This window comes from Xylanibacter caecicola, assembly GCF_013166515.1.
In the GTDB taxonomy this organism is placed as follows: Bacteria; Bacteroidota; Bacteroidia; order Bacteroidales; family Bacteroidaceae; genus Prevotella; species Prevotella caecicola.
Map to the genome: position 1 here is coordinate 55,963 of NZ_JABKKJ010000006.1, position 12,644 is coordinate 68,606.

Annotated in this window: 11 protein-coding genes; 5 read left to right on the forward strand and 6 right to left on the reverse strand. The window is 49.8% G+C overall.

What is annotated here, in order from left to right; genetic code table 11:
- Positions 1 to 68: 68 nt before the first annotated feature.
- From HPS54_RS05410 to HPS54_RS05420, 3 genes are all read right to left on the reverse strand, one after another.
- Positions 69 to 899: a zinc ribbon domain-containing protein gene (locus tag HPS54_RS05410; protein WP_172344448.1), complete on the reverse strand. Its 831-nt coding sequence runs from the start codon at positions 897 to 899 to the stop codon at positions 69 to 71.
- Positions 900 to 901: 2 nt separating this feature from the next.
- Complete coding sequence (locus tag HPS54_RS05415; protein ID WP_172344449.1) at positions 902 to 1,684, reverse strand: Nif3-like dinuclear metal center hexameric protein; 783 nt, start codon at positions 1,682 to 1,684, stop codon at positions 902 to 904.
- Between the two features lie 128 nt (positions 1,685 to 1,812).
- Positions 1,813 to 2,667 (reverse strand): DNA/RNA non-specific endonuclease, encoded by an 855-nt coding sequence (locus HPS54_RS05420; RefSeq protein ID WP_172344450.1) that lies wholly within the window; start codon positions 2,665 to 2,667, stop codon positions 1,813 to 1,815.
- A gap of 270 nt (positions 2,668 to 2,937) precedes the next feature.
- Between HPS54_RS05420 and HPS54_RS05425 the strand changes: the two genes are divergently transcribed.
- From HPS54_RS05425 to HPS54_RS05435, 3 genes are all read left to right on the forward strand, one after another.
- Positions 2,938 to 3,426 carry a hypothetical protein gene (locus HPS54_RS05425; protein ID WP_172344451.1) on the forward strand — a complete coding sequence of 163 codons (489 nt, stop codon included), beginning with the start codon at positions 2,938 to 2,940 and terminating at the stop codon, positions 3,424 to 3,426.
- Between the two features lie 16 nt (positions 3,427 to 3,442).
- Positions 3,443 to 4,465: an agmatine deiminase family protein gene (locus HPS54_RS05430; RefSeq protein WP_420907314.1), complete on the forward strand. Its 1,023-nt coding sequence runs from the start codon at positions 3,443 to 3,445 to the stop codon at positions 4,463 to 4,465.
- 63 nt (positions 4,466 to 4,528) lie between these two features.
- Entirely contained in the window at positions 4,529 to 5,413 is an 885-nt protein-coding gene (locus HPS54_RS05435) for a carbon-nitrogen hydrolase (RefSeq protein ID WP_172344453.1), read from the forward strand.
- A gap of 936 nt (positions 5,414 to 6,349) precedes the next feature.
- On the opposite strand, the gene HPS54_RS05440 is transcribed toward HPS54_RS05435, so the two are convergent.
- A complete protein-coding gene (locus tag HPS54_RS05440; protein ID WP_172344536.1) occupies positions 6,350 to 7,450 on the reverse strand; it encodes an Mrp/NBP35 family ATP-binding protein in 1,101 nt (366 codons plus the stop codon).
- A gap of 416 nt (positions 7,451 to 7,866) precedes the next feature.
- On the opposite strand from HPS54_RS05440, the gene ald reads away from it, so the two are divergent.
- Positions 7,867 to 8,973, forward strand: a complete 1,107-nt coding sequence (gene ald / locus HPS54_RS05445) for an alanine dehydrogenase (protein ID WP_172344454.1) — start codon at positions 7,867 to 7,869, stop codon at positions 8,971 to 8,973.
- Positions 8,974 to 9,152: 179 nt separating this feature from the next.
- Here ald and HPS54_RS05450 read toward each other — a convergent pair whose 3' ends face one another.
- Positions 9,153 to 9,476 (reverse strand): heavy-metal-associated domain-containing protein, encoded by a 324-nt coding sequence (locus HPS54_RS05450; protein ID WP_172344455.1) that lies wholly within the window; start codon positions 9,474 to 9,476, stop codon positions 9,153 to 9,155.
- A 34-nt stretch (positions 9,477 to 9,510) separates the two neighbouring features.
- Positions 9,511 to 11,520, reverse strand: a complete 2,010-nt coding sequence (locus HPS54_RS05455; RefSeq protein WP_420907315.1) for a TonB-dependent receptor plug domain-containing protein — start codon at positions 11,518 to 11,520, stop codon at positions 9,511 to 9,513.
- 293 nt (positions 11,521 to 11,813) lie between these two features.
- Here HPS54_RS05455 and HPS54_RS05460 point away from each other — a divergent pair, with 293 nt between their 5' ends.
- Entirely contained in the window at positions 11,814 to 12,449 is a 636-nt protein-coding gene (locus HPS54_RS05460) for a lactate utilization protein (RefSeq protein ID WP_172344456.1), read from the forward strand.
- The last annotated feature ends 195 nt before the right edge of the window (positions 12,450 to 12,644 follow it).

A 12,644-nucleotide genomic window follows, 5' to 3' on the forward strand; every position in this document is an offset into this window, starting at 1 on the left:
AACAGGGTGCGTTCGTTGACACACCTCTATTTATATCACGATGGAAAACGCCTCGTTATGACGGCAGATCAGTCTTCCGTCTCCTCTGCAGACTTGGTCTTTCTGATCGCGCGCTTGCGCTTCGGCTTCTCCTCCTCGGGCTTTTCGGTCTTCACACCTGCCAGTTCCGGGTCGATCATAATACGTCCGCAATACTCGCAGACAATGATTTTCTTGTGCATCTTTATATCAAGCTGACGCTGTGGCGGTATCTTGTTGAAGCATCCTCCGCAGGCATCACGCTGCACATATACCAGTCCCAGACCGTTACGGGCATTGTCGCGGATGCGGTAGAAGCTCGTAAGGAGACGCGGATCTATCTTCAGCTCAAGCTCACGTGACTTCTCTCTGAGCTTTTCCTCCTCTGCACGTGTCTCGCTTACAATCTCGTCCAGCTCGCTTTTCTTCTCTGCGAGAGCCAACTGACGGTCGTTGATAAGCTCTTCTGCGGCATTAAGATCCTGCGTCTTCTCTTCTATCTTTATGTTTGCTTCCCTTATTTTCTTGTTGCACAACTCTATCTCGAGCGACTGGAACTCTATTTCCTTGCTCAGCGTGTCGTACTCGCGGTTGTTCTTGACGTCGTCGAGCTGCGTTTTATAACGTGCCACACTCGCCTCTGCCTCCATAATGTCCGCCTTTCTTTTGGATACCGCGTCCTTGAAGTCGGCTATCTCCGCCTGAATGTTCTTGACACGTGTGTTAAGACCGACGATTTCGTCTTCCAGGTCTTTTACTTCGAGAGGCAACTCTCCGCGCAACGCTTTCTTCGCGTCGATTGCCGACAGGGTGGTTTGCAACTGGTAAAGAGTTTTAAGCCTCTCTTCCACCGACAGTTCTGTAAGATCTTTCTTTGCCATATTTATAAATAGATTATCGGATTAGTGTTCGTCTGCGTAAGGAAAGTCCTCACCTGCGGACACGCCTCCTTGATTATTGAATTGAATATTTCGTTTGTAAACTGTTCGCTTTGGTAATGACCGATGACCGCTATCTGTATCTGTTGCTCGCGGGCAAAGAACTCATGATAGTGCATCTCGCCGGTAACAAAGGCATCGGCGCCCGCCTTTACCGCCTCATCGAGCATAAACGCGCCCGAGCCGCCGCAGATTGCCACACGCCTTATGCCGCGATGCAGCAGTTCGTTGCACTGAACACACTGCACGCCGAAGCGTTCTTTCAGCATCCGGATGAATGCAACAGCCTGCACAGGCTCGGAAAACTCACCGACAACACCGCTGCCTTTCTCCGCGTCAAGGCTCTCTTCACCGATGAAACGGACGTTGGAAAGCCCCATTCTCTCGGCAATCTTGAAGTTCACGCCGCCCCGGGCGTTGTCCATGTTTGTGTGCATGGACACCACAGCCACATTGTTACGTATAGCCTTAATCACTATTCTCTGAACATCTGTTGCGTCGGAAACCTGCTTCAGGGCACGGAATATCAGCGGATGATGCGAAACAATGAGGTTGCAACCCAACCGCAAAGCCTCGTCCACCACTTCTTCCGTAACGTCAAGACACAACAATGCCCCTGATACTTCCGCCTCTGTCAATCCTACTTGCAGACCGGAATTGTCCCATCCTTCCTGCAAGGGCAGAGGCGCGAAACGTTCAAGGGCATCAACCACTTCTCTTATTTTCACGCTTTTCAGCCTTTATTTAATATGTATTGCGCTGCAAAATTAAGCATTCCGGAGCACAAACGACGTATAAAAGGGTGATAATTATTCTATTTTAACTATTCGCAGGCAACCTGTTGCAAGGCAAGATGTCACCAGTCGGACAGGCTGCACTTGGCTTCGACAGCCTCTTCGACATCGTCGGGCAGGTCGTGAAAGAAGTCCATACCCGTTATTCTCTCCACTTCGTCCACCGTATTCACGTAGTCTCCCTTCGGTCTGTCGCCCGCCACGTTCTTATATATAAAACCTATTGCCTTGGGAGTGCCGGCAAGACAAAGCACAACCTTGAAGAAAGCCTCCGGCACAACGACCTTGTTTCTGCCAATGGTCTTATGCTTTCCCTTGTACAACACAGGTCCGCAAACGATGTATATGTCGCCGTACTGCTGCGCCCAACGGCGGCATTGGTTCTCCATTTCGTTCCAGTCGCCTACGTTAAGATTATGGTTTTGCGGACACATGTTGGTGAACAGGAACGACTCGAGCATCGCATCGACGCTCCATTTGTTGTCGGCAGCCGGACACATGTGCCCCCGGTCGTAGCTCGAATTATAGTAATCGCGGTCCTCCGCCCTCGGCACCGGCACGTCGTCGTCCTCATGAAATGCCCTCGACGGGCGTTTTGCGTCGCCGTTTGTCCGTTCGGCAGTGAGATGCCACGCCACCCAGTTGGGCAGGCGGGTGTCCTTGTTGTACGACACTACATAACCCGTCCGCCTCAAAATCTGCTCCGGAAGATGCGACAGCGGTGCCGGCAGACCTGTAAATCCGCCATACATACGGTCACCGGAAGCGCCGTCATCATGCTTTTCCGATGCCTGTCCAACATGCTTTCTGCCGTCTCTTATGCCTCCCATAAGAGGCTTTTTGCCGCCGCCTATGCCGCACGACGATGAAAGAACGGCGTAACAAACGAGCGTAAATAATAGTATAACTGTTCGCATAACGGCTGCGAAAGTACTAAAAACAATGAATATATGCAAAGGCAAAGCAGGTTAACTACTAAATTTAAATAAATGTAATTAAATAGGTTTTGATTGTTACAGCATTATGAAAAGAACACAATATCTTTGCATAAGACAAGCTTCGCCTCAGCAATTTCAAGCAAACTTGATTGCATTCGGCTTGCATTATCTTTGCATAAGACAAGCTTCGCCTCAGCAATTTCAAGCAAGTTTGATTGCGTCAGGCTTGCATTATCTCTGTCTATATTTATGGAAAAGACGCTCTTTATATCATTTCTTACACTCCTGTGCCACAACATCCGGGCACAGATAAGCGGCGTTGTGGTGGATATAGAGACGCGGATACCGATAAGAGACGTCATGATAAACATGAACAACAACCGGGGTGTCAAGACCTCATGGAACGGATCTTTCTCCATTAACGATGATTTCAGCAGCGCCACGTTCACACGTCCGGGCTATCTGTCGCGCAACATGAACCGTGAAGAGATAAAAGACACGGTGTTCCTGCTGCCCAACGGAAGGACTCTGGCGGAGGTTGTGGTGTATGCCAAGAAGCCGGGACCCAAGTTCAACTACAGCGGCATGACCGCAACAGACCGTAAACTCCTTGCAAACCAGGGAATGGCAAAGGGGTTCAACATCCTCGGCTTCATACCTCTTGCAATAAATGCACTGAAAGACAAGCATAAAATGTCCAAGAAAGAGAAACTTAAACAACAATTAGATAACTACTGAACACATGGCAAACACGATGAGACTTCCTGCCGAATGGGAAAGGCAGAGCGCGATACAGCTGACATGGCCGCACGCCGGAACCGACTGGAAAGACTATCTTGACAGCATAAACGCCACATACGTGGAAATGGCAAAGGCGATAACCGACAACGAACTTCTGATTGTCGTCTCGCCCGATACGGAGACGGTGAAAGACATGCTCTACGCTTCGCTCACCGATGTACAGAAAAGAAACATACGGTTTCACCAATGTGAGACAAACGACACATGGGCACGCGACCACGGATTTATCACCCTCACTGACGGAAACGCCTGCAAACTGCTCGACTTCCGGTTCAACGGCTGGGGAGAAAAGTTTGCCTATGAAAAAGACAATGCCATAAACCGCAGCCTGTATGCCGCGGGAATATGCCGGGGAGAATATACGGATCTTGACGGATTTGTGCTGGAAGGCGGTTCGATAGAGAGCGACGGCAAGGGCACGATATTCACAACGACGGGCTGTCTCATGGCACCCCACCGCAACCAGCCGCTGACAAAGCAGCAGATAGAGGACAAGCTGAAGAGCTGTCTCAACGCGGAACGCATATTATGGATAGACCACGGGCATCTTGAAGGCGACGACACCGACGGGCATATCGACACACTTGTACGCACGGCACCCGATGACACACTGGTATATGTGGGCTGCGACGACAGGGAAGACTGCCACTTTGCCGACCTGCTGCTTATGGAAGAGCAGTTAAAGACATTCCGCACAGCCGACGGCAAGCCCTACCGCCTGCTGCGGTTGCCCATGCCCGACGCCATATATGACGACGGTGACAGGCTCCCGGCTACATACGCCAACTTCGTGATAATGAACAACGCCGTGATATATCCCATATACGCACAGCCTGAAAACGACGAGAGGGCGCGCCAAGTGCTCGCCACCGCCTTCCCAAATCACAAGCTGATAGGCATAGACAGCCTCACCGTCGTACGGCAGCACGGCTCTCTGCACTGCTGCACCATGCAATATCCGGAGGGAACGGTGTAAAAACGGGAACGGAAGATATCAAGACAGGCATCAGAAAGACATAGAATACAAACAAATAAAGCAATGAAAGAAATTAAGATAGGCATAATACAACAGCACAACACCGCCGACGCGGCGGACAACATGAAGCGCCTTGCCGACAAAACGGCAGAACTGGCGCGGCTCGGAGCACAGCTCATAGTGTTGCAGGAACTGCACAACAGCCTGTATTTCTGCCAGACCGAGGACGTGAACAACTTCGACATGGCAGAGCCGATACCGGGTCCTTCGACCGAGTTCTTCGGAAAACTCGCCAAAGAACACGGCGTGGTGATAGTCACATCGTTGTTTGAAAGGCGTGCGCCGGGGCTTTATCACAACACGGCAGTGGTGATAGAGAAAGACGGAACCATTGCGGGACGATACCGCAAGATGCACATTCCCGACGACCCGGCATACTACGAAAAGTTCTATTTCACGCCCGGCGACCTCGGTTTCCGCCCCATAGACACGTCCGTGGGGCGCCTCGGCATATTGGTATGCTGGGACCAGTGGTATCCGGAGGCGGCACGTCTCATGTCGCTTCAGGGCGCCGACATGCTGATATACCCCACAGCCATAGGCTTTGAAAGCAGCGACACGGAAGATGAACAGCTGCGCCAGCGCGAGGCATGGACAACGGTTCAGCGCGGACATGCCGTAGCCAACGGCATACATGTTGTGGCAGTAAACCGCGTGGGGCACGAGCCCGACCCGTCGGGACAGACAAAAGGCATACAATTCTGGGGCAGTTCGTTCGTTGCAGGTCCGCAGGGAGAAATGCTATACCGCGCGTCCGACACCGAAGAGGAGCACAAGATAATAACCCTCGACATTGGTCACGGCGAGCAGGTGCGCCGCTGGTGGCCCTTCTTGCGCGACAGAAGGATAGACGAATACGGCGATATCACAAAGAGATTTATCGACTGAGAAATATCAGAATGGCAGGCAAACACTCGTTTCGCCTGCCATTTTGTTATATGAAAAACATCTGTTTGTTTCCCCAAACGAGATGTTAAAAAGACTGAATGCTGCATTTTTGCAACCGCAAAAGCGCCGTTCGAGGTTGTGATATACGGCATTTCACACTGCAATATGCCGTGTTTCACCCTCCAAAATGCCGCATATTACAACCATAACCATGTAGGTTTGCACCCCAAAGTGGCGCATTTTCCACCGGAAAGGGGCATATTTACGGGTAAAAAGGTTTATCTTTGTTGCACAGAATGCGCGTATATCGCATAAAGAACTGTCGTACAACGCATTACCGCTGCACACGATTTTATGCCGTTTTTGCGTCGGGCTGATTTTTATTTTCAAAGAGACGGCGTATTCAAGGGTTACGGGAAACCATTATGAAAGCAAAGTGCGGCAAATCATAACAATATGATTTGCCGCACTTTCTTGTATAGACAACGTTAGTTTTGCGGATTATACAAACCACAATGAGGGGTATGCCAATATACAACATCTGCTATTAGGGACTTTCCTTACGCAAGTTCAGGATAACGGACATCCGAACATATCCTCCTCAGAGTAGGGACATATGCTTGTATTTGTCCGTACGCCCCATAGGGCGTTTGTTGTATCTACACGTATATATATAAGGGACGAAACAACAAGACATTTGTCTTGAAAACCTCATTTGTTGATATGAACGCCTCTTCGATGCGTGCGGACAAATACAAGAATATGTCCCTACTCTGAGGAGAACACGACTGAAGCTATTGTTTCTTATCCCGAATTCACGTATTTCCTTGTAAATGTCCGACGTACAAATCGTTTATTTCAAGATTGTTAGCAACGGATATTTACAAGGACGTGTTGTTGAACGAAGTGAAAAATATCCCTACGACGTGAGTGATGTCACTTCTTCACCTTCACGATACGCGTCGGTTCCTTCTCCTTGTTGCGCCTGTTGACCATGGTCACAACCGCCTGTGCCAGACTGAGGAACGCGCTTCCGGTCATTGTCTCTGTGTTCAGAGCGGCGGGCGTGCCGTCGTCGCCTGCCTCACAGATGCCCTGCACCACCGGTATCTGCGCCAACAGCGGGCATCCAACCTCCTCGGCAAGGTTCTTGCAACCGTCTTTTCCGAAGATATAATACTTGTTCTCAGGCAGTTCGGCGGGAGTAAACCACGCCATATTCTCCACAAGTCCCAGTATGGGCACGTTCACCTTGTCGTTCGTATACATGTCTATGCCCTTGCGCGCATCGGCAAGAGCCACCGCCTGCGGCGTGCTTACAATCACCGCACCCGTTATGGCGAGCGTCTGAAGCAGCGTGAGATGTATGTCGCTTGTGCCCGGAGGAGTGTCCAGAATAAAGTAGTCAAGCTCGCCCCAGTCGGCATCCGCCACCATCTGTTTCAGCGCATTGCTTGCCATACCGCCGCGCCACAGCGTTGCCGTGTCGGGGTTTACGAAGAAACCTATGCTCAACAGCTTCACGCCATACTTCTCTATAGGTTCTATCAGGTTGCGCCCGTCTTTCTCGACAGCATACGGACGCGCGTCTTCAACGCCGAACATCTTTGGCATAGACGGTCCGAAGATGTCCGCATCGAGCAGTCCTACCTTGTATCCCATGCGCGAAAGCGCTATGGCAAGGTTTGCCGCAACGGTGCTCTTGCCCACTCCGCCCTTGCCGGAGCTTACAGCCACGATGTTCTTAACGTCCGGAAGAAGCTTCTCTACGGCAGGACGCGGCTTGCTTTTAAACTCTGTCGATATCTCCACCTCCACGTCTTTGGACACATGATAGTGTATTGCCGCCTCGGCAGCCTTGACCGTAGACTTGAGAAAAGGGTCGGTGTCGCGTGGGAATATCAGTGAGAAAGCCACCTTCATCCCGTCGATATGCAGGTTGTCCGCCACCATTCCGCTCTCCACGAGGTTCTTTTTCGTGCCCGCATACGTCACAGTTGCCAGGGCATCCATTATCAGTTTGGGATATAATGTCATTGCCATAATTATTATATGTATATATTCTTTGAGCGCAAAATTAGCAAATAAAGGCTGAATGTACAACTGTATCGGCAAGAAAAGAGCCATATTCCGGATTGTAAGGGAAGATAGATAAGGAGATAGGGGAAGATAAAAGAAGATAGAGGAAGATAAAAGACGTATGCTTTGTTGTTTGATTTCAAGACATTTGTCCTCTATCTTCTGTGGCTTTAGCCACATATCTTCTTTTATCTTCCCCTATCTCCTCATATATATTCCCTTATCTCCTTCCTTTTAAAATATCCTCATGCTCAATAAAAAACAAATGAATTTGTTGTTTTGTTCTCGACTTATTCGTATATTTGTAAACATAAGAAAGAGTGATATATACCCTCTTTAACCACAATGAATACTAACCTTTAAATCTAAACACCATGAAAGTAGGAATTCCAAAAGAAATCAAGAACAACGAAAACCGCGTGGGCATGACCCCGGCAGGCGTTGCAGAACTTATCAGACATGGACATAAAGTGTCCGTACAGCACACGGCCGGCGAAGGAAGCGGCTTTTACGACGACGAATATCGCAACGTTGGGGCGGACATTCTGCCTACGATAGAAGATGTTTACGCATGGGCGGACATGATTGTAAAGGTGAAAGAGCCTATTGAACCGGAATATCCACTGATAAGAAACGGGCAGGTTGTGTTTACATACTTCCACTTTGCCTGCGACGAAGAGCTTACACTCGCCATGCAGAAGAGCGGTGCGGTGTGCATTGCATACGAGACGGTGGAGAAAAAAGACCGCTCGTTGCCGCTGCTTATACCCATGAGCGAGGTGGCGGGACGCATGGCTGCGCTCAACGGTGCATACTACCTGCAACGCACAAAGGGCGGAAAAGGCAAGATGATGATGGGCGTGCCGGGAGTGAAACCGGCAAAGGTGCTGGTATTAGGCGGCGGCACCGTGGGCGAGGCTTCGGCAAGGATAGCCGCAGGAATGGGCGCCGACGTGATAATAACCGACATATCGCTGCCGCGACTGAAACAGCTTTCGGTGGAGATGCCTGCCAACGTGCACACGCTTTATTCGTCGGAACACAACATCAAAAACGAGCTTCGCGATACCGATGTGGTTATCGGTTCGGTGCTCGTGCCGGGTGATGCGGCTCCGAAACTCATTACAAGAGACATGCTGAAACTGATGCAACCGGGCAGCGTGCTCGTGGATGTGGCGATAGATCAGGGCGGATGTTTCGAGACTTCGCACCCGACAACACACAGCGAACCGACGTATATGGTGGACGGAATACTGCACTATGCCGTGGCAAACATACCGGGAGCGGTGCCCAACACATCTACATACGCTCTTACAAACGCCACTCTTCGTTATGCCGTATCGCTTGCCGACAAGGGCTGGGAACAGGCTTGCCGGGACGACGAGGCACTGAAGAAAGGCGTGAACATGGCATACGGCAAGATTACGTATGAGGCTGTGGCTAACGTATGGGGACTGGAATATACGCCGCTTGAACTGTAACAGGGGCGTGGTTGACACATGAGCATGGTGTCAAAATAGTCAGTCATTCGCGTTGTAGGGACATATTCTTGTATTTGTCCGCTTGTATAACAATCTGACAATATGTCTGTTACGGGCGGACAAATACAAGAATATGTCCCTACAATGCGGATGGTACAAAGACTCTTCACACTGCTTTTTCAATGACAGCTGTTGCCTTCAGCCGCCGGCACGGCATGTTTTCCCTCAGGCACACGGGCTTTATAGCCGAATTTCTCAAATCCTTTTATCAGCTTCTCCACCGTTGTCTTGTCGGCGTCATAGGTTATTACAACCGTCTGCTTCTCGATATCGGTGGCTATCATCTTCACTCCCTTTTCAAAACGCAGGTTGTTCTTTATCTTGTTCTCACACGCCTCACAGTGCATCTGCGGAGTGGTCGTAACCGTAACCTTGCGGATGTCTTTTGCTGAAACAGCCATTGCGGCAAACATCAATAGCGATAAAAACAAATTCCTCTTCATGATAAAACTAATTTTATTTTGTAGTTAAACGTATTCAGTCACGTCCTATCTTCACTCTTATGCCGGCATATACCATGGCACCGTGCACCGGTCCCCATATCATAGTCGGTTCAAACTCACGGCTCCATGGGTTGTCAGCCGATATAATCGGAGTTTTCTGTTTGAAACCAGTAAGGTTCTCGCCGCCCACGTAAACGGAGAAGTGACGGAACCAGCGCGTTATCTGCGCGCTCAGCTGCTCGTACGCACCGAAACGCGTGTTCCACGACGGCGTTCCGTCTTCCTTTTCGTATGGAGCGGGCATGCGTCCGCCGCCGTTGAGCTGCAATGTGGCGTCAAACTGCCACAATCCGAGCGGTGTCTTGTACGAAGCGGTGAGCAATCCTTTGTACTTGCTCGTAAGAGGTTTCTCCATAAGCCTGCCCCCGATGGTCGTCTTTACATCGCTGAGACGGTAGGCTGCCGTGAGTGTCATGCCGCGGAACAACTCGTAAGTGGCATCTATCTGGAATGTGTGCGAATAGGACTTGCCGTCAAGATTGTATATTCGTATCTCAAACGGGTCCGAATCGTAATCTATGACAGCCTGTTCTTTGAAACGTGTGTAATAATATTCCATGTTGAGTTTAAGCGTCTCGCCGAACAACGGAATGTTAAGAGCCGTGCTTGCTCCGTAGTTCCATGCCTCTTCTTGCCTGAGCGGCTCTGCGACAAGCTTTCTGCCACTTGCTAAAAGATAATTGTTTTCCGCCAGAATATGCGGTGTTCTGTAGCCTTTACCTGCCGAAAGCCTTATGCTGACGATGTCTGCCGGAGCATATTTCAGATGAAAACGCGGCGTGACGAACGTGCCGTAGACATTGCTGTGGTCGAGACGGATGCCCGCCATTGCCGTAAACCTGTGGTGCAGGTTGTACGTATACTGGGCATACATGCCGGGGACATTCTCTTTCTCGCGGAGACGCATGAAGCTGAGACCGCCGGTCTCAATATTGTACATATAAAGTGTGTTTTTCAGATAGTCGTGATTGAAGCTCAATCCTGCCGAGATATTATGGGCTTTCGTCGGGTTTGTCTCGAATATGAGAGAGGCATATACGTTCTTTTCGTTTATGTCATACCACTTGTTCCCGTATGCCGCATCCATGGCGTGCATGGTTCCTGAAGCCATAAGGGCAATGTTGGTTCCGTGAGAGTGGTCGAGGATAAAGGCATGCTTCATGTAAGCCTCGTATCTGTCCGTATTCATCCTTATATTATATAAAGGTGCGGTCTGCATGTCGGCGGCATGCGTCTGCCCTCCTTCGCGTTTCTCGGTCAAAGCTCCCATGCCGCCGTGGAAGATATAGTTGCGTGTCCGTCCGAACCAACGGTTGTTGACATTGATTTGTCTCACCTTGGGCTTGTCGTAAAAGCCGTCGTTGTTTTCATCATGGTTCTCGAAAGAGTTCTCAAAGTGTGCAAGAAGTTCCGTGCTCAGGCTTTTGTTTATATGTATGTTGCCGTCCGCGTTTGCCTCAAAGCGTGTCTTTGTGTCGCCGAAGACGTTTATTTCCGCCCCTTCCTCATCTTCCGGTTTCTTGAAATCCACGTTTATCTGTCCGGTAATCGCCTCATAACCGTTCTTTACGGACGAGCATCCCTTGGACACCTGTATGCTTTTCATCCATGGTCCGGGCACATATCCAAGCGAGTAAGGCGCCGCCGCACCACGATAGTTGGGCAGGTTTTCGGTAAGCATCTGCACATACGTGCCAGAAAGTCCGAGCAGCTTTATCTGTCTTGCGCCCGTTGTAACATCGGAATAATTGACATCCACCGAGGGGTTGGTGCTGAAACTCTCGCCCAGATTGCAGCATGCCGCCTTGAAAAGTTCCTCCTGCCCTATCTTTACACCGTTCACCGCTCCGCCCAAACGCGATGTGCCGGGACGTCGTGTCACGACGGTAACCTCGCCGACGGTACTGCCTTTCATCTGTATTGCAGAGTCCGGCACGACACTGTTGACGGTATCTTGCTGAGCCGAAACGCCAGTCCCAATCATAAAAAGCATAACTGTCGCAGACATTTTCACTACTTTACGCAGGTCTGGAACAACGAATTTAATATCTATCATAAAATCTTCCTTATTTGTTTATGATGCAAAATTACACTTTTATGCATGCAACTCTGTTGCAAATATCGCGTCGCAACATGCGCAACAAACGGCGGTATAAACAAATACCGGCATGGAAAGTAAGGGCGAGAGACAATATTACACAGGACAAATGGCACGTTTTTAAGCAAAAAGCATTACCTTTGACACCCTGTTCAACATATCAGACAACATCTTTGTATATGACACCAAAGGAAACAAGAAACGAGAAACTGGCACACAAGATGATAAAGAGCCTTGAAAGAAGGCACTTCAATGCGTTCTATTGCAAGACCTCTAAAGAGGCTGTAGGCAAGGTTCTGGAGATTATTCCGCGCGGAAGCAGCGTGACATGGGGCGGCAGCATGACCATAAGGGAAATGGGACTGACAAGGGCGCTGCACGACAACGACTACACGGTGTACGACCGTGACGAGGTTTCCACGCGCGAAGAGGCAGCGGAGATATACCGCATGGCTTTCTCGTGCGACTATTATCTGTCGAGCGCAAACGCCATAAGCGAGGACGGGGTGATAGTAAACATAGACGGAAACGGCAACCGTGTGGCTGCAATAACATGGGGACCGAAGAACGTAATCTTTATCATCGGCATGAACAAGGTGGCACAAGACGTTCCGGCAGCAATAGCAAGGGCACGCGGAACGGCAAGCCCTATAAACGCGGCACGCTTCGATATCGACACGCCATGTATGAAAGACGGTGCCTGCCACAACTGCAATTCGCCCGAATGTATATGCAACTACATTCATTTCATGCGCAACTCGCATCCCGTGAAACGGCATACGGTTATACTCGTAGGCGAGGATTTGGGTTATTGACAAGGATGTATCAACAACCCGGATTTCACGGTTTACAAGAGGATTGTCAATATACAAAGTTAAAAGGAATTATGAGAAGTCATGTGGCTTGCGCCACGGAAGATGAAGGGCAATGGCATGATGAAACAACAAAGCATACGTCTTCTATCTCCCTCTATCTTCTTTTATCTCCTCTTTATCTCCCAATTATAAATT

What these genes read in the sequence shown, in the direction of transcription:
- HPS54_RS05410 (WP_172344448.1), bottom strand. Translation starts at nt 899, where the DNA reads ATGGCAAAGAAAGATCTTACAGAACTGTCGGTGGAAGAGAGGCTTAAA.
- HPS54_RS05420 (WP_172344450.1), bottom strand. Translation starts at nt 2,667, where the DNA reads ATGCGAACAGTTATACTATTATTTACGCTCGTTTGTTACGCCGTTCTT.
- HPS54_RS05425 (WP_172344451.1), top strand. Translation starts at nt 2,938, where the DNA reads ATGGAAAAGACGCTCTTTATATCATTTCTTACACTCCTGTGCCACAAC.
- HPS54_RS05430 (WP_420907314.1), top strand. Translation starts at nt 3,443, where the DNA reads ATGAGACTTCCTGCCGAATGGGAAAGGCAGAGCGCGATACAGCTGACA.
- HPS54_RS05435 (WP_172344453.1), top strand. Translation starts at nt 4,529, where the DNA reads ATGAAAGAAATTAAGATAGGCATAATACAACAGCACAACACCGCCGAC.
- HPS54_RS05440 (WP_172344536.1), bottom strand. Translation starts at nt 7,450, where the DNA reads ATGACATTATATCCCAAACTGATAATGGATGCCCTGGCAACTGTGACG.
- ald (WP_172344454.1), top strand. Translation starts at nt 7,867, where the DNA reads ATGAAAGTAGGAATTCCAAAAGAAATCAAGAACAACGAAAACCGCGTG.
- HPS54_RS05450 (WP_172344455.1), bottom strand. Translation starts at nt 9,476, where the DNA reads ATGAAGAGGAATTTGTTTTTATCGCTATTGATGTTTGCCGCAATGGCT.
- HPS54_RS05455 (WP_420907315.1), bottom strand. Translation starts at nt 11,520, where the DNA reads ATGATTGGGACTGGCGTTTCGGCTCAGCAAGATACCGTCAACAGTGTC.
- HPS54_RS05460 (WP_172344456.1), top strand. Translation starts at nt 11,814, where the DNA reads ATGACACCAAAGGAAACAAGAAACGAGAAACTGGCACACAAGATGATA.